General features: G+C 43.0%; 14 protein-coding genes. 9 read left to right on the forward strand and 5 right to left on the reverse strand.

Annotated features, from left to right (window positions below):
• Nucleotides 1–217 precede the first annotated feature (217 nt).
• The 6 genes from KP803_RS01515 (at nucleotide 218) to KP803_RS01540 (ending at nucleotide 6,431) form a co-directional block, all read left to right on the forward strand.
• Nucleotides 218–1,084 (forward strand): DUF72 domain-containing protein, encoded by an 867-nt coding sequence (locus KP803_RS01515; protein WP_248007062.1) that lies wholly within the window; start codon nucleotides 218–220, stop codon nucleotides 1,082–1,084.
• Between the two features lie 143 nt (nucleotides 1,085–1,227).
• Nucleotides 1,228–1,956, forward strand: coding sequence for a carboxy-S-adenosyl-L-methionine synthase CmoA (gene cmoA, locus KP803_RS01520; protein ID WP_248007063.1), 729 nt, complete (start codon nucleotides 1,228–1,230; stop codon nucleotides 1,954–1,956).
• 137 nt (nucleotides 1,957–2,093) lie between these two features.
• Entirely contained in the window at nucleotides 2,094–3,065 is a 972-nt protein-coding gene (cmoB, locus tag KP803_RS01525; protein ID WP_248007064.1) for a tRNA 5-methoxyuridine(34)/uridine 5-oxyacetic acid(34) synthase CmoB, read from the forward strand.
• 126 nt (nucleotides 3,066–3,191) lie between these two features.
• Nucleotides 3,192–3,935: an ATP-dependent zinc protease family protein gene (locus KP803_RS01530; RefSeq protein ID WP_248007065.1), complete on the forward strand. Its 744-nt coding sequence runs from the start codon at nucleotides 3,192–3,194 to the stop codon at nucleotides 3,933–3,935.
• Nucleotides 3,936–3,945: 10 nt separating this feature from the next.
• On the forward strand, nucleotides 3,946–5,451 hold the full coding sequence (locus tag KP803_RS01535; RefSeq protein WP_248007066.1) for an inactive transglutaminase family protein: 1,506 nt from the start codon (nucleotides 3,946–3,948) through the stop codon (nucleotides 5,449–5,451).
• A gap of 2 nt (nucleotides 5,452–5,453) precedes the next feature.
• On the forward strand, nucleotides 5,454–6,431 hold the full coding sequence (locus KP803_RS01540; RefSeq protein WP_248007067.1) for an alpha-L-glutamate ligase-like protein: 978 nt from the start codon (nucleotides 5,454–5,456) through the stop codon (nucleotides 6,429–6,431).
• Nucleotides 6,432–6,743: 312 nt separating this feature from the next.
• Here KP803_RS01540 and mukB read toward each other — a convergent pair whose 3' ends face one another.
• From mukB to cmoM, 4 genes are read right to left on the reverse strand one after another with little or no spacing between them, the layout of a single operon-like run.
• The gene (mukB, locus tag KP803_RS01545) at nucleotides 6,744–11,249 is read right to left on the reverse strand and encodes a chromosome partition protein MukB (RefSeq protein WP_248007068.1); all 4,506 of its coding nucleotides are present in this window, start codon (nucleotides 11,247–11,249) and stop codon (nucleotides 6,744–6,746) included.
• A complete protein-coding gene (gene mukE, locus KP803_RS01550) occupies nucleotides 11,246–11,983 on the reverse strand; it encodes a chromosome partition protein MukE (protein ID WP_248007069.1) in 738 nt (245 codons plus the stop codon). Before mukE ends, mukB begins: the two co-directional genes overlap by 4 nt.
• Nucleotides 11,964–13,301: a chromosome partition protein MukF gene (gene mukF, locus KP803_RS01555; RefSeq protein ID WP_248007070.1), complete on the reverse strand. Its 1,338-nt coding sequence runs from the start codon at nucleotides 13,299–13,301 to the stop codon at nucleotides 11,964–11,966. The genes mukE and mukF overlap by 20 nt, the downstream gene beginning before the upstream one ends.
• 15 nt (nucleotides 13,302–13,316) lie before the next feature.
• The gene (gene cmoM / locus KP803_RS01560; RefSeq protein ID WP_248007071.1) at nucleotides 13,317–14,096 is read right to left on the reverse strand and encodes a tRNA uridine 5-oxyacetic acid(34) methyltransferase CmoM; all 780 of its coding nucleotides are present in this window, start codon (nucleotides 14,094–14,096) and stop codon (nucleotides 13,317–13,319) included.
• A gap of 114 nt (nucleotides 14,097–14,210) precedes the next feature.
• Between cmoM and elyC the strand changes: the two genes are divergently transcribed.
• Complete coding sequence (gene elyC, locus KP803_RS01565; protein ID WP_248007072.1) at nucleotides 14,211–15,005, forward strand: envelope biogenesis factor ElyC; 795 nt, start codon at nucleotides 14,211–14,213, stop codon at nucleotides 15,003–15,005.
• Nucleotides 15,006–15,114: 109 nt separating this feature from the next.
• Here elyC and torR read toward each other — a convergent pair whose 3' ends face one another.
• Nucleotides 15,115–15,828: a two-component system response regulator TorR gene (gene torR, locus KP803_RS01570; protein ID WP_248007073.1), complete on the reverse strand. Its 714-nt coding sequence runs from the start codon at nucleotides 15,826–15,828 to the stop codon at nucleotides 15,115–15,117.
• Nucleotides 15,829–16,067: 239 nt separating this feature from the next.
• On the opposite strand from torR, the gene torD reads away from it, so the two are divergent.
• Nucleotides 16,068–16,715 (forward strand): molecular chaperone TorD, encoded by a 648-nt coding sequence (gene torD, locus KP803_RS01575; RefSeq protein ID WP_248007074.1) that lies wholly within the window; start codon nucleotides 16,068–16,070, stop codon nucleotides 16,713–16,715.
• A 259-nt stretch (nucleotides 16,716–16,974) separates the two neighbouring features.
• On the forward strand, nucleotides 16,975–17,982 hold the full coding sequence (purR, locus tag KP803_RS01580; protein ID WP_248007075.1) for a substrate-binding domain-containing protein: 1,008 nt from the start codon (nucleotides 16,975–16,977) through the stop codon (nucleotides 17,980–17,982).
• Nucleotides 17,983–18,097: the final 115 nt, after the last annotated feature.

Genomic DNA, 18,097 nt, shown 5'->3' on the forward strand with positions numbered 1-18,097 from the left:
AAGGAATATTTATACGCGGAAACTCGCTCAAAATCGACCTTCCGCACTCGAATTTATTGTGTTTTATCGTGCTTTGCTGCTTTTTAAACCACCAAACGTGTAAATATTCAGCAAAACCAAAAAAATTGCGCTAATTATATCTCGAAAGTACCGAATTCAGCAAAACTCTCGTACAGTACTATTTTATCCATTTATCGAAATGAAATTTAGGGTTTTCATGTACCATTTTCCTTTACGTCTCGGCTTAACCATGTGGTCTCATCCTGAATGGCAATCTTCACTTTATGGAAAAGGGACAAAACCTGCTGAACGGCTTGAAAAATACGCGTCAGTATTTCATTGCGTTGAAGGGAATACCACGTTTTACGCCACGCCCTCTATTAGCACATTGCAAAACTGGCGCAGTGCAACACACGATGATTTTCATTTCACATTCAAGCTCCCAAAATTCATCACCCACCAACAGCAGTTAAGGCATTGCCAGCAAGAGCTCACCGACTTTCTTAATGTTATGGCCCCTCTTCACTCGCGTATTGGGCAATGGACAATTCAGCTGCCTCATCAATTTGAACCTCAATCACTAGAGGTTTTAAAAAAGTTTTGTACGCTGTTTCCAAAAGAGATGAAACTTGGCGTTGAAGTTCGTCACATGGGATTTTTTAATAAGCGTGACTCAGAAAAACGTTTTAACCACTGGCTAGTAGAAAATGGAATTAATCGAATCATCATGGATAGTCGCCCTGTTTTTTCTGCTCCTCCCACGAGTGCCGCGGTGATCGATGCCCATCAGAAAAAACCCAAAGTCCCTGTTCATGCTATTTCGACCGCCGATAATCCCATGATTCGCTTTATCGGGCACCCAGACCAAGAAGCAAACTTGGCCTTTTTTGAACCTTGGCTTAAGAAGCTCCCAATATGGATTGAGGAAGGAAAGCAACCGTATGTCATGATACATACGCCAGATAATGTAGAAGCTCCTCAATTGGCTGACAAATTGTATAAACAACTGGCTGAAAAAACAGATCTTCCAAAACTTGCTGCTTTCCCTGCCCAGCAAGGCAACAACCAAATTTCAATGTTTTAAATTCACCACAAACTATAGTTCAATATTCATACAATCAGAGCATCGATGATTTCGTGACATAACAAGGATAATTACGTAAAATACGCCCCCTTTTATCGGGTATGGATATTCCATTCCTAAGTTAACATCCATGAGAGAACATTATGGGCAACAAAGACGCTATCTTCTCCGCTCCAATCGATAAGATCGGTGACTTCACTTTTGATGAACGTGTCGCGGAAGTTTTCCCTGACATGATTCAACGCTCAGTTCCTGGTTATAGCAACATCATTTCTGCTATTGGCATGCTAGCAGAGCGGTTTGTAAAGCCTCACTCTAATATTTATGACTTGGGTTGTTCATTAGGTGCTGCGACACTGTCAATGCGTCGCCATATCCATCAAGAAGGCTGTACTATCTTCGCTGTCGACAATTCAGCAGCCATGGTGGAACGTTGTAAGCTTCACGTGAACGCTTACCGTTCTGACACACCCGTTGAGGTTATGGAAGCGGATATTCGCGAGATCGAAATCAAAGATGCCTCTATCGTCGTGTTAAATTTTACGCTGCAATTTCTTTCCCCAGACGATCGCTACGCCCTACTTGAGAAAATCTACGCTGGATTGCGCCCTGGCGGCATTCTTATTCTTTCCGAAAAATATGTCTTCGATGATGAAAATGCCAACGAGCTTTTGATCGATCTGCACCATGATTTTAAACGTGCCAATGGGTATAGCGAATTAGAAGTTAGCCAAAAGCGCAGTGCAATAGAAAACGTCATGCGCCCAGACTCCATTCAAATGCACAAAGAACGATTCAATAACATTGGATTTTCAAGTAACGAGGTTTGGTTTCAATGTTTTAACTTTGGCTCAATGTTCGCCATTAAGTAATAACGCCACTTTTTATTAGCGGGTTGGGAACTTTCGTTCGTCAGCCATGCCTTAAAGTGTTCAGTTATCCACTCTTTTATTTATAGAGCCGTACTGAACACGCACAAAATAATAGATATTTTTACAGGAACACATCAATGTTCGATTTTGCAAACATCTACCAACTTCTCGCAAAAGATGACCGCCTACAACCATGGCTCAATACACTACCTCAGCAGCTTACGGATTGGCAAAATGCAGAACATGGGGATTTTGATCGCTGGCTTCGCGCACTCAAAAAAATCCAATCGGGTAAACCTGATAATATTGATTTGAAAGAATCTGTCTCTCTTTCCAATACTACTCCTCTTGTAACAGGTGAAGTAAAGAAGCTAGAGAACCTATTGAAGACGTTTCACCCTTGGCGCAAAGGCCCTTATACCGTCCACGACATTCATATCGATACCGAATGGCGAAGTGACTGGAAATGGGATCGTGTATTACCCCATATATCTCCCTTAAAAAATCGTAATGTTCTCGATGTAGGCTGCGGTAATGGCTACCATATGTGGCGTATGCTTGGAGAGCAAGCGCGCTTATGTATCGGTATCGACCCCTCTCACCTTTTCTTAGTCCAATTTGAAGCGATTCGAAAACTAATGGGCGATGATCAACGAACTCACTTGCTTCCACTCGGTATCGAACAACTTCCTAAGTTGGAAGCGTTTGACACGGTATTTAGCATGGGCGTTTTATACCATCGCCGTTCCCCACTTGATCATCTCATTCAGCTAAAAGATCAACTGGTTTCTGGCGGAGAGTTAGTGCTTGAGACACTTGTTATTGAAGGCGATGAAAACACGGTTCTGGTTCCGGTCGGTCGCTATGCTCAGATGAGAAATGTTTATTTCTTCCCTTCTGCTTTAGCATTAAAGGTGTGGTTAGAGCAAGTTGGTTTTGAAAATGTTAGAGTTGTTGATGAGAACACAACCACCATTGGTGAACAACGTACCACAGAGTGGATGACGCACAATTCTTTACCTGATTATTTAGACCCAAATGATCCAACAAAGACTCGTGAAGGTCACCCTGCGCCACGCCGCGCAATATTAGTGGCGAACAAGCCATAATTGACAATTCTCTAACTTGTAATTCAAGCAATGAGATATTCTTCCGCTGATATAGGAGAGATGCATCAAAAAGCATCTCTCATAGTCACTAAACAACTTAATAATAATAGTGCATTAAGGTTTTCAATGTTTAAACGATTAGTCCCAGCCCTTGCCCTTGGCCTTTTAGCCGGCTGCGCACAAACCAATAGCGAACAACTACATCAAGAAACAATTTCAGCTATTCAAGAATCGAACCTTCATCTTACCAATAGGCTTAACAATATCGCCCTATCTGTTAGCAATCAGACGGATTATGTTGACAGTTTAGAAGCAGAAATTATTTTCCTACAAGAGCAAATTGAACACGCTACCATCAGTCTATCTAATCCCCCACAAATAGAAGAAGAGGAAGAGACATCCCCTCTTCCTGTATCGCTACCAACCTCATCCACAGAAAAAATAGTACTCGGTGAAATTGAGCATGTTCAAATCGACTCGATTGGACAAACTTTTGATGCTCGAGTTGATACAGGTGCCGCAACATCATCATTAAATGCTATTGATATTCAGCACTTTGAGCGCAATGGTAGAAATTGGGTTCGCTTCCACCTCTCAGACGGTGTCACAACATTGGATGACAACAACTGGATCGAACTTCCTGTTATACGATTTGTAAAAATTCGCCAATCCACTAGTGAGAGCTCAGAAAGAAGAGCGGTTGTAGAACTTTGGGTTAGAGTTGGCAAAATTCATGAAAAAGCGCAGTTTACATTGGCAGACAGGTCACAAATGAGTCATCCTATTCTTCTAGGGCGAGAGTTCATTCGAGACATCGCACTTGTTGATATAAGCCGCAAATATATACATACGGAAATCAAACAAAAATAATAGGTAGTTTATGACTTCAAAAATACCATTTTATCTATCAGTCGCCTTTCTGATAGTTGCAGGGATTGCGCTTAGTGTTTTAAGACATGATACTTACGGCGTACCTTGGACCCCAGGTGAAACTCGTCAAGTTTGGGATATTGAAGCTCGCGTAGAGTTCACTGCTCAAAATCAGCCCGTTAAAGCCTCTTTGGCCGCGCCTCTCACTCAAGCTGGCTACACTCTTATTAATGAATCAGCGTCCTCACCGGGTTACGGTGTTTCTTACTTAAATACCGATGCAGGTCGCCGTGCTGAATGGTCTATTCGCCAAGCAAGTGGCTCTCAGACGATTTATTACAAAACTCAATTTTTAGTTGATCCTCAAGCCGTCGTTCAATCTTCAAAGCCCACTGGAGAAATCATAAAGCCAACGTTTGATGGCCCAATGGAAGCGGCAGCTAATGCACTTATTACCCGTGCAAATCAACGCTCTGCAGATGACGTCACTTTTACTCGTGAACTAATCAAAACACTCAATGATGGCGATAGCCAAAACTCTGCATTAGTACTCAATCGTTTATCTAAGGTAGAGGCGGTAGATAAGCTTCTTGCCTATGCTCAAATACCAAGTAAAGTGGTTGGTGTTATTGAACTTGAGGATGGTCGACGTCGTCAAAGTATCCAGCAGATGAACCAAGTTTGGGACGGCAAGAAGTGGGAGCTATTTAACCCAACGTCTGGTACGCCTGAAACGAAAGAAAACTTGTTAATCTGGGATGAGTCAAACGTTTCTCTTCTTGATATCGTCGGTGGACAAAACAGCCAAGTCCACTTCTCTATGATTGCGCAAGACGTCTCTCCAAAACAAGCAACCAATGATAAAGTGCAAGCCGATGGTTTACTCAACATCTCTATTCATAGTCTGCCTCTCGAAGAGCAAGCGATGTTCAAAACCATCATGCTCATTCCAATTGGTGCGCTTCTTGTTGTATTCCTGCGTGTGATTGTCGGTCTAAAAACGTCAGGGACTTTCATGCCAGTACTGATCGCAGTGGCATTTGTTCAAACGCAACTGGTCACCGGTATCGTGGGTTTCTTACTTATTGTTGGTACCGGTTTGGTGATACGTAGTTATCTCTCCAAATTAAACCTGCTTTTGGTATCCCGGATCTCCGCGGTGATTATTACCGTTATCATGATCATTTCAGCCTTTACGGTTATCGCGTTCAATATTGGTCTAACAGAAGGTCTATCTATTACGTTCTTCCCGATGATCATCCTATCTTGGACGATTGAACGTATGTCTATTCTCTGGGAAGAAGAAGGTCCTAAAGAGGTTCTTTTGCAAGGTGGTGGCTCTCTATTAACCGCTGTACTTGTTTACCTAGCAATGACTAATAGCTATGTTCAACACTTAACCTTTAACTTTATTGGTCTACAGCTGATTGTATTAGCGGCTATCTTATTGCTTGGTACCTACACTGGATACCGTTTAACAGAACTACGTCGCTTTAAACCACTTGCGGAGGACTAACTATGTTTTCACAGTTTACTTCCCCAGGTAAGTTACGCCATAAAGGTATTATGGGCATGAATCAGCGTAACCATAGCTATATTGCTCGTTACAATGATCGCTCAAAGTACCCATTGGTTGATGACAAACTAAAGACCAAGATTATCGCTGAGCAAGCTGGCTGTACCACACCCGCTTTAATCGGTGTTATTGGGCACCAAGCCGAAGTTAAAACCATCCACAAGATGGTTACTGACTGGCCGGGTTTTGTCATTAAACCTGCGCAAGGCAGTGGTGGTAAAGGTATTCTTGTTATCATTTCTCATAAAGATGGCGTTTATACTAAGCCTTCTGGTGAAACTGTTGGCAAGGAAGATGTGGAACGCCACATCAGTAACGCTTTAGCTGGGCTATTTTCCCTCGGTGGTAAAAATGATGTTGCCGTCGTAGAGAACTTAATCAAGTTCGACTCTTGCTTTGACGGCTATAGCTTTGAGGGTGTACCTGACGTTCGTATCATTGTTTTTAAGGGTTATCCTGTTATGGCAATGATGCGTTGCTCTACTGCCGCTTCTGACGGTAAGGCAAACCTTCACCAAGGCGCTGTTGGAATTGGCATTGATATCGCGACAGGTCGTGCCGTGCGCGCGGTACAATTTGATAAGCCAATTACTCATCACCCAGACACCGACCAAGAGTTAAGTCAGCTGCAAGTCCCACATTGGGAAAAGCTGCTTACTCTGGCTTCAAGTGCATGGGAAATGACGGGGCTTGGTTACATGGGAACCGATATGGTACTCGATCAAGAAGAGGGCCCAATGGTACTTGAGTTAAATGCTCGACCTGGCTTGGCTATTCAAATTGCGAACGGGGCGGGCTTACTCCCTAGATTGCAGCACATTGAAAGTTTAGGCATGCCCGCTGAATACCCAAAACCAGCGGAACGAGTGGCATACGCAGCTAAGCAGTTCGGTATCTTTGCTAAAGAGATACAAGGCTAAACCCTATCTGATTCACTACATGAAAAAGCCCGCTTTACGCGGGCTTTTTGTTAGATATTCTTCCTCAGCTTAACGTTACTCCCATCGCTTACTCTTTAACGCTATGCACTCAAAGCGTTAAAAGGACAATACAAACCTATACGACTTGGATATTCAGGCGATGCCAACTTCCGATATCTTTTTGTAAGTGGAGTCAAACCTCACCTTCCCAAGACAGGAAAAGCGCCATTAATGAATATTAAGTAATAAAAAACGCTCACCAATGGTGAGCGTTTTCGTAGTTAAAAAGAACGTCAACTTATCTTGAATGAGTTAATCGATGCTCTCGGTCTCTTGTTCAAGATTGGCAGCACTATTTACGTCAACTGAGTCAAGAAGCCCATCCACAATAGGTGTTTTCTTCTTTTCAGAACCAAAGCCGCGAAGACCAACAACGTGCACGTGTTCATGGTCTTTAAAGATCTTACGAACCAGTTTGTAAGTCGTACCCTTCTCTGGGCTGATGTTTTCAGGTGCCGCAATCAGCAGCTGCATGTCGAGGCGATCACACAGCTCAAACAAGGTATTGATTGATTTAGTATCAAGACGCGCCGCTTCATCTAAGAAGAGTAAACGACAAGGTACAATATCTTTGCTGCGCAGGCGACGTGACTCTTCTTCCCAACTCTGAATTACCATTAGAAGAATTGACTGGCCAGTACCGATCGCTTCACCGGTTGATAGAGCACCAGACTCAGCTTGTAACCAGCCGTCAGAGCCACGGTTTACTTCAACACTCAGTTCTAAGTAGTTTCGGTAGTCCAGTAGCTCTTCACCTAATACCTGCGGTGAACGTTGCCCCATATCAATATGCGGGTTTACACGTTGGAACAATTTCGCCATTGCTTCAGAGAAGGTAAAGCGCATACTTTCAAACAGATCTTTGTGCTGAACTTGTTGCTCTGATAACCCAGCTAGCAAGATCTCATGACTTTCTCTGACTTTGACATTCAAGCGAACGCCTTTCACCTGACCAAACCCAATATTGGATAGCCCTTGGTTGAGCATTCGAATGCGGTTTTGCTCTCGCAAGATCGTCTTTTTAATGATGCTAGCAACAGAATCTGAACTAATAGCTAACCGGTTTTCACGCAGTGTTAACTCTTCGGTAAGTCGAGCTAACTCCACTTCCATCTCTTCTATCGCTTCAACTGGATCATCGGTGTGGATAATATCCTGACGAATACGTTCACGCAGATGCTGATACACAGCAATGTAAAAGAGAACCTTACGTTCAGGGTGTGCATTGTCTTCAGAGAGACGTAACGCATCACGCAAGTCATCGTTATTGGCCACCGCTAAACGAAGCGCACCTAGCGCCTTATCTGACATTGAACGCAGCTCAGCCGCTGACAAGTACGCCAATTCGCGCTTATGAAGGCGACGCTCTACATCATTCTCTCGCGCTAAGCGTAATACCGAACACCAACCTGCTTTTGCTGCAACCACAAAAGTACGTAGCTCAATGTACTCTTTTTGAACCTTTCTTAAGCGCTTAGCGAGCCCTTTAATTTCGAGCTCAGTTGACGTAATAGTTCTGTCACACTCGCTCTTTCTATTTCGAGTCGCGTGTAGCTGTTCGTGAAGCTCATCTTTGCGGCGCTGAGAGCGTTCTAATGAAGCTTCATCAGCAGTTACTCCATACTCTTGGAGCTCTTGCTTAAACTCTTGTACCGTCTCTTGCTTGGCTTGATGCGAACTTTTCAGCGATGCCAAAACTTGCTGGTATTGACTCATTTGCCCTTGAACTTGTTTTTGCTCTTCACGGAAACGCGTACGAGTTCTTTCTGCATCAACCAGCTTAGCTTTCAACTGATCATTCAGTTCACTGCTCTTATTGAGTAGATCAACTGAATCCGAGTAACTAAAGTAATGTTTACGCTCAACCAAATCAGAAACAGCGAAGATATCGGTTTTCAGTTTCTGAAGTTCTGTGTCAGCTTGTTGATACTCTTGAGTCAATGCATCAAACTGCTCTGGGTCACTATCAAGTGCCGTCATAACTTTAGCTAAGGCTTGAACATCTTTACCATGAGTACTTAAAAATGTTTTCGCTTGAGAAATTGTTGACACTTTCTCTGTTAAGTCATGATAGCGAGCATCTAAATCTGTCTCTTCAATCAGAGCGATCATAGGGGCCAACTTATCAAGAACCGTTAGCGCTTGTTTGCTTGCTTGACGTTGCGCTGATGTTTGCTGTTCGCTAGATGCAAGTTCGGACAATGCACGAGCAATTTTTGAGTCTGTGTCGCGTTGCTTGTTGAGCTCTAACTCTGGGTCACTTTCAAATGCAACTTGAATATGTGACGCTACAAAACGATTGAAGCTTTGATATAGTCGCGCTAATTTTTGAGAATCGAATGCCGCTTTCGCGTGATTTTCCACCACCTCTTCACGCTGCTCTCGTAATAGCTCTAATCGCTGTTCACGGGCTGCTCGACCAAACAGTGGGATCTCAGGTAAACGCGAGTAACGCATTTGGCGCTCATTAAGCAGAACGCAAACCGCACCTTCTAGTTCATCGGCATTAAATGAGCTGTCATCAAAGGCATCAATATCTCCTTCAATGATGTAAAGATCCTCTGGACAATCATCTAAATCAACCAGCTTTTCTTTTATACCCGTTAGATCTGACACAACGATCGCGTGACGAGCAGGGCCGTACATTGCACTGAAGTAAGGGGCGTCATCGATTGTGATGTCATCGTAAATTTCAGAGAGCAGTACACCGCCTAATGTATCCGCAAGCCCTTTTAGCCTAGGATCATTCGAACCGCCAGGAGAGGCAAGACGCTCTATTTCCGTATCCAGTTCCGCTCTTCTTTGAGCAAGCTTATCTTTCTCATGAGTTAGCGACTTTTCTTGCTCAAGCACCTGCTGCATTTTCTGCATCACCGCTTGGCTATCTTCTAACTCACTCTCACTTTGCTCTCTTAGTGTCTCTAGTGCATCGTTGGCAGCAATCCAATTTGGTGCGATTTTTTCGAGCCTGCTGATATCACTCGTCACCACTTGTCTTTGGTTACGGTGTTCGCTGCGTTTTTCGCGAATCTCTTCAATCGCAAAATCTAAGCTTTCGATCTGCTCAGAATGATGTTCACGCTCTTGTTCTAACGTCACTTCATCAACGAGCTCAACACCATATTGTTTTTGGTAGTTGTTAATCGTTTCTTTCAGTTGCTTTTGCTGTTCAACTTGTCGCTCTACTTCTCGAAATTGTGCTTGCCACTGCTGTTCATTTTGAGTGGTTTGCTCAGCGTCGCGTGCAGTATTTAAAATACTCTTTGCTACTGACGCCGCTTCATTACGATCGGTCTCGCCATTGATTTTTTTCACTAACGCTAAAGCAGATTCAAACTGCTCAGTTGCCGCAGAGGACATGTCCAGTTTATGCTTAACCGATAGTAGCTTAGTGGTCTGCTGCTCTTGCTGCTGCTTTAACTGAGGCAATGCCAAAGACGCTGAATCTGCGGTCAGGCCTTCATCATTAAGAAGCTGCTTTGCTTTAGTTAACGCTTCAACCGCTTGTTGATACTGCAACGCTCGAGTCTGCTGAACATCAAGTGCCTGTTGATAATCCGCCAGTTGTGATTTCAGGCTATCCACTTCATCTTCGGCAAGATGTGTCTGTTGCTCGACACTCAATAACTGCTCTTGAGCCTCTTCAACCACCATCAACTGCTCTTCAAGTCGCTCACTCAGCTCTTCTAAGTCACCTTGATAGCGCTCAACTTTTTCTTGCTGTCTTAATGCCGTTTGAACGAGTTGAAGATGATCCGATGCACCTTGATGATCTTGCTCGAGTGCTGACTCTTTCTCTATGACCGCTTCCAACTCTTGCTGCACATTGTTAAGCAGGTCATGCTGCTTGATTAGTGTATCTCTAGAGCTAAATAGCTCTGAACGCAGTGCCAGCGTATTATCGAGTTTATTTTTTCGGTCATTGGCGTGACGCATGTAATCAGCCGCAACATAATTGGTTGATTCCATGATCAGATTTTTAAACAGGTCGCGATCTGCTTGAGTGGTTTTGATTGCCTCTAACGTCATACGGTTTTCACGCAGCGCCGATTCCATGTCTTGGAACGCTTTTTTCACCCCACCATTTTGAGGTAGTAGGTAGTCGCGTAACGAGCGCGTAATCGCACTTGAAATGCCACCGTACAGTGACGCTTCAATAAGACGATAGAACTTAGAACGATCGCTAGTATTACGTAGCTTCTTAGGCACCACACCGTACTCAAACATTTGTGCATGGTAATCGACGATAGAACTAAATGCTTTAAAGTGCGCGCCTTCATGCTGAGCAGCGATCTCTTTTACTTCATTAATTTGACGTACGCGGGCGTGATTGTCTGAAACACTTTCAATCAACACATCCGTTGGTTTCACGTGGCTTGGTAAGCCTTGAATAACGAAAGGTTTAATGTCGACTTTCTTATCACGGCCTGCAACTTGTTGAAGCTTCACAGCAAAGAGTAGGCGTTGATTTTTTGAGTTCACCACATCCAACGCAGCGTAACAAGCGCCTGGTTGCAGCTTACCGTATAGGCCTTTATCACGAGAAGCTTGAGAGCTACCCGCTTCGGTCGTATTTCTAAAGTGAAGCAGACTTTGGTCAGGGATTAGAGCCGTGATAAATGCTGCCATTGTGGTAGATTTACCAGCGCCATTACCACCAGATAACGTTGTCACCAATCCGTCAATATCAAAGGTACGGGCGAAAAAGCCGTTCCAGTTGATCATAGTGAGTGATTGATACTTACCTCTTTCAATCATGCGTTACCTTCCGTTTCTGTCTTTTCTTCTTCACTTGTCAGCTCTTCATTCGCTGACTCTTCATCTTGTAAAAGTTCACCTTGGCTAGGTTGTTGTGTATGAACAACAGCTTCACCATCTCGAATTAGCCTTAGCTGCGCTTCTCGAATATCGTCGCCAATACGGACATCAGCACCAAATCGAAACACGGATTCGCTGATCTGGAATTTACCTGATTCACCCACGTTGATGACCATACCCAAACGGCGCAGACGTCGAAGAGAGGTTCTCACTTTTTCAAATAGTTTCTCACGATCTAAATCAGAGCCTGTGGCTCGATTAGTGACAAACTTCATCAGTTTTTTCTCATCCGCGAGGTTGAGTAGCTCTTCGTATAGCTCTTGGTTAGTAAAAATACCTTCATGAGCTAAACGCTCTGGGCTCAAATATAAGAAACAAAGTACTTTGCCCACTAGCATGTCTAGCTCGGTGAGCACACTACGGTTAATCAGTGATGTAGAGCGAGGGCGCAAATAAAAGAAGCCTTCTGGTGCTTTCACCAGCTCCACATTATAACGTTGATAAAAGAGTGCTAATTCCGTTTCGAAATCCGTTAACAGTGCGTGTTTATCAAGATCTTCACTCGAAATATGACGCCCTAAACGCAACACGCTATCGAGTTCAGGGAAGAGTGGATTAGAGATCGCTTTCGCCAGGTTTTCTGGCATGTATTCATTAATATCTGTCGATGACATTTGCTTGTACCTTTGCACCAAAATCGTTAATCGCTTGCCAGTCGGGCTGTATCGCACGGTAATCCGATTCGGAATACCCCAGACGGACGGCTTGGTCGATAACCATTCGAGCTAAATCAAAATGTTGTGTCTGTGGGTGGGCGTCCAAGTAGTCTCGCAATACGAGACCTAAATCGATCGCACTACCCTGCTCTTTATGTACTTTCAACATTGAGCTTATACGGTTGGATAGTTCATCATTGACCTGTTGAACTTCTTCATACTCCACATCAAGTGGAACCTGACCTGTGACTTCATCATCGCGAAGAACAAGAGCTTCATCACGAAGGTCACTGAGTCGCTCGGCATCGGCATAAGTGAGATACCAAGGCGCATCGAAGTAATCAGCAACAGACTGTCTTAGACGTTGACTAAAGGCCCTGTTCTTATCCATATCAATCGCGGTTCGGATAAATTTGTGCACGTGACGGTCATAACCAATCCATAGATCAATCGCCTGCTGTCCCCAACTGATGATACGATCAAGCTTGGTTTGAAGGTTAAAAAGTGTTTCTTCAACCTCTTCACGTTCGGAGTCGTTATAAATAAGCCCTTGAATATCAAGAATCTGGGTTTGAATCTCATCTCCCGCCGCTTGCAGTGTATCTTGCAGCTCTTTTAAGGTGGAAGAGGTTTCAGACAAAAGGGATTCACAGTTGTTGATCGCATCTCGCCAATCTTTATTTAAAAGCTCTGCGATTTGGTCCTTCACGATCTGCTGCTGTTCATCCATCACTCGTTGGTTCAGATCGATTTGATCAAATATTTCACCAACCGAGTACTTTAAAACTCCGTAAACGCGTTTTTTCCAATGCGCGTCATTGCCACCTTCATGGGCTGCTTGAGACGCTTTAGACATTTCATCAGCCGCCATTGATAACTGAATGGAGAGCTTAAGCTTTGAAAATTCTCGATGACGCACATAGTAATCAGTGATTCCGATAGCAAGCGACGATAAGCGATAGATACTCGCTCCGTCGGTTACTTCACTTGTAAAGCGGCGAATTAGGCGCTGTTTAACAAGTTCATTGATGGCATTATTCGCGCGAAATGCCGACGCTTCACCAGTGCTTTCAAACATTCGAGTGACGATGGTAAAAGCATCATGCAATTCACCTTCACCTAGTTCTTCATCAAACCTATTGTCACTTAAAACCGCTAATGCGATTAGAAATGCAAGTCGTTCATTAGACAGGTTTAATGAGAAATCGTGCTGCTTTACCCAGCCAACCAATTCATCGATTGGCTGCTCCGCAACATTGAGAGTCATCTCACTCATTTCTTATCCTGTTTTCTATTTCTTTTTTGCTGATACATGAATGTAACGGCCTAATGAGAGGTATGGCTCTTGTCGACACAACTGTTTCTCTAGAGCCAATACATCTTCGTACTGGTAATCGCCCATATATTCCATATTCCCTATGTAGTCACTAAATGAACGTATTCCCGATTTACCACAGATTTCGAAGCCCGCCTCTTCAATCCATTGATAGACGTCTTCAGGCTTCAATCCTTTCTGTGGCTGAAGTTTGAATCTTTTCCTATGTGGCATTCCCCCTAAAACGTGAGGAATATTGCCACAAATTACATTCTTATAAACTAACCCATGATGGTTATAAAACATGACCGATGCCATGCCGCCTGGCTTAACTTGTTCTAGCACTTTTTGCAGAGCGACTTTGGGTTCGCCTAACCACTCCATCACGGCGTGAAACAAGACCAAGTCAACAGAGTCTTCAAGATGTTCTTCGATTTTTTGCACTGAGGAGTGAATAAAACGGTATCGCTGTGATAGCTCATTCCGCTCTACATCCTGCTTGGCAAGTTGCAACATCTCTGACGAGAGATCACATAACGTAATATCGTGACCTAACTTAGCGAGCTTTTGTGACATTTGCCCCAATCCACCACCCGCATCAAGCACAGTAAGTGGTCTATTATTGGAATTAAGCTGTGACAAGATATCTTGAAGGTCTTCCCAAACAATGACTTGGCGAATCTCTCCTTTATCGGAACCATAAATATTTTTTACAAATTTGTGGGCAATATCGTCGAAATTACGGTCTTCAGTCACAGCAGTTAGGTTATCATAAAGGATTGTCCCGCTATTCTGTCATAGGAATGGTAGGAATAGAGAAGGATTCTCTTATTTTTATTATCAAGTGGTGTTTTTTCGGACTATTTTCGTATGTTTGAGCTGAAAAAGATTGTTTCATCGTTACTGATGCCTTTACCTGCAATGCTTATTGTTGGTTTTTTAGGCTTAATGCTTATTATGTTTACCGCCAAGCGAAAAACAGGATGTTTTGTCGTATTGTTCTCTCTTTGTGGTATTTTTCTTATCGCTTTCCAACCTATATCTACCCGTCTACTTATGCCAATGGAGCGCAGCTATTCGGCGTTCTTGCCGATTGACGAACCTGTTGATTACGTCATGGTCCTTGGCAGTGGCCATGTGGTTGACGATCAAATTCCACCAACGTCTGAGTTAAGCCGTACTGCGCTGATGAGATTGAGTGAAGGTATTCGTGTGTCACGTATGTACCCTGGCTCTAAATTGATTCTGTCTGGTTATGCTGGGGGCTCTGAGTTTAGTAATGCAAGAATGATGGCAAAAGTTGCCCTAGCATTGGGGGTCGCTAAATCAGATATTATCTTGCTTGAAACCGCTCAAGACACATGGGAAGAAGCCCGCCAGGCGGCCGCATTTGTTGGCCAGAAAAAACTAATACTGGTCACTTCTGCAAGCCACATGCAACGTTCGTTAAATGAGTTTCACTCTGCGGGTATTAAGCCTATCCCTGCGCCAACGAACTACTTGGCGCATCAAAATATCAACCAACCGTGGGAAAAGTACACACCTAAGGCGCGTTATTTAGAACAGACTGAACGTTATTGGCATGAAACCTTAGGAACCATTTGGCAATCGCTTCGAGATAAGGCTGCCAACTACGAAGAGAACGTTTTAGACAGTGCTGAATAATACGCCTTAGTTTTTCTGTCTTATTGACAGCAAAATAGACAACAAAAAGCCCGAAGTTCAAAATTAACCTCGGGCTTTTTTAATTCTCGTCAATATTCGCTATTTAAAGTTAATCGCCCGCAAACATATAGCCTTCACCATGCACGGTAACAAAGATTTGTGGATTCTTTGGATCGTGTTCCATTTTAGCTCTCATACGGCGAATCAACACATCAATGGTACGATCATTAGGCGCGTCTACACGGTGGCTGATCATGTTAAGTATACGATCGCGGGTTAATACTTGATTTGGATGTGAAGACAGTGCCACAAGTAGCTCATACTCCGCTTTCGTTAGCTTAACCGGAACACCATCACGACTTAAAGCACGACGCTGAATATCAAATGTCCACTCACTAAAACGGACAATATTTTCATTTGAGTCATCAACGTTTTCATCAACAACTGGATTTTTTGCTCTCGATATTCTCCACAACAAATTTTTTACTCGCACCAGCAGTTCACGTAGCTCAAAGGGTTTCGTTACATAGTCATCGGCACCCATCTCCAAGCCTACTATCTTGTCGATATTATCCGTACGTCCAGTCACTAAAATAATCCCAATGTCTGACTGACCGCGTAACTCTCGTGTCAGCATAAGACCATCTGACCCAGGTAAGTTGATATCAAGCATGACCAGATCAATCGGAGCTTGTTGCAATATTGCATGCATCTCTTCGCCACTTTCAGCTTCACTTACTGTATAGCCTTCATTTTGAAAGTAGCCGACGAGCTTGCTACGTGTTACCTCGTCGTCTTCAACGACCAGTACATGATTAGTCATTTACACCACATATCTATTAATTGGAATGATAAACTCATATCATTCTATTCATAATTAATCATAATTCTAGCGTTAGGCGGGTGAATTGAGAAATTTATCAGCGTTTATTGATTCAAAACAACCTCCACACTTCTGTTAATAAGTTCTCTTATTTGACTATTTTTTGTCACACTCATAGTTACCGCTATTCACTTTTATTCGTTAAACTAAAATAAGAATTTCTGTAAAGGCAAACAACAATGCAAGAAATAAGAACATTTAATGAAAAACGCGCTGAGATCTATTGGTGGTTATCAAGTCTTTTTGCTAAAGAGTTGACTGACAAAGATCTAGCTCAATACCAAACACCTCAGATTCGTTCTTTTTTAACTGGGCTCGGCGAAAACAGTACATTGAAGCCGTCAATCGATAAGTTCGTTGATGCGCTTAATAGGTTGTTGGACCGTGAGGATGCACAACTAGAGCTATCTGCAGACTTTTGTGACCTATTTTTAAAATCAGATAAAGATTCAGCGCTTCCTTACGCTTCCATGTACATCGGTAAATCAGGACTGCTCAACGATACACCTGCGAAAGATGTTGCTGAGCTAATGGCTAAACACGGTGTAGCGGTTGAAGAGTCTCTCAATGAGCCAGCAGATCACCTCGCGGTTGAGCTCGATTTTTTAGGCAATCTAATCATACGTTCAAATGAATTAGAGCAAGAAAAACACTTAGATGAAGCCTTAATAGAACAACAACAGTTTATTAATAAGTACCTGCTATCTTGGACGCCACAGTTCAATGAGAAATGCCAACAACTCGATGAGTTTGGTTTCTACTCGTCGGTCTCTGAACTACTGTGTGCATTCTTAGAACTTGATTGTCGATATTTACTTGGCGAATAGCCCAATTTCATAAAGTTGCCACTATATTGTCGAATTGTGGTTTTAGATCACGCCTACACAACCAGTTTTCGTTGCTTGTACTACGTATGAGGTCTAAAATTGGTATCGATAACGACAATTAAATTGACTATAAACCGCTATTTTTGGCGGTTTTTGTGTTTCTTAGTCACTCAACCGTGTAGCAATCTTACACGTGTGACTTAAAGCGCATCAGTGACAAGTACATTTTGAATGTACGGTACTTAACAGGACAAGAATTATGGCCACGATTAAAGATGTTGCCCGTTTAGCCGGCGTATCTACAACAACGGTTTCTCACGTTATAAATAAAACTCGATTTGTGGCAGAAACCACCCAGGAGAAGGTCAATAAAGCAGTAGACGAATTGAACTACGCGCCAAGTGCGGTTGCTCGTAGCTTGAAATGTAACACAACTCGTACTATTGGTATGCTTGTTACTCAATCAACCAACCTGTTTTTCTCAGAGGTTATTGACGGTGTTGAAAGCTACTGCTATCGCCAAGGCTATACCCTTATTTTATGTAATACGGGTGGAATCTACGAGAAACAGCGTGACTACATTCGAATGCTGGCTGAAAAACGAGTCGATGGTATTCTCGTTATGTGCTCAGATCTTACGGAAGAGTTAAGAGAAATGCTTGATCGCCATGCAGACATACCAAAAGTGGTTATGGACTGGGGCCCTGAATCATCTCAAGCCGACAAAATCATAGATAATTCAGAAGAAGGTGGATACCTAGCGACTAAGTACCTTATTAATAAAGGTCACAAAGACATTGCTTGCCTAAGTGGTCACTTCGAAAAAGCAGCATGCCAGGAAAGAATAGCTGGCTTTAAGCGTGCGTTGACTGAAGCCGATTTGAAGATAGATGAAGATTGGATTCTAGAAGGTAACTTCGAGTGTGATACAGCAGTATTAGCTGCAGACCAGATTGTTGCGATGGATAACAAACCAACGGCAATTTTTTGTTTTAACGACACAATGGCATTAGGCTTAATTAGCCGACTTGGACAAAAAGGCATTAACGTTCCGCAAGATATTTCTGTCATTGGCTACGATAATATCGAACTTGCTGAATACTTCTCACCACCACTGACCACCGTCCACCAACCTAAGCGCCGTGTTGGTAAGAATGCGTTTGAGATTCTACTAGAGAGAATTAAAGACAAAGATCACGAAAAGCGTGTCTTCGAGATGCACCCGGAAATAGTGGAAAGACATACCGTTCGCGATATAAGTAAATAATAAATATATCATTTACAGAAACTTGCGTATTTTGTGATATAGTTTAGACTCAATATTGAGACAGCATTATTGAAGGGGCATCACAGAAGCACGTGTTTTTTGTGATACTTATTCA

The organism is Vibrio amylolyticus (assembly GCF_023145695.1).
Taxonomy (GTDB): Bacteria; Pseudomonadota; Gammaproteobacteria; order Enterobacterales; family Vibrionaceae; genus Vibrio; species Vibrio amylolyticus.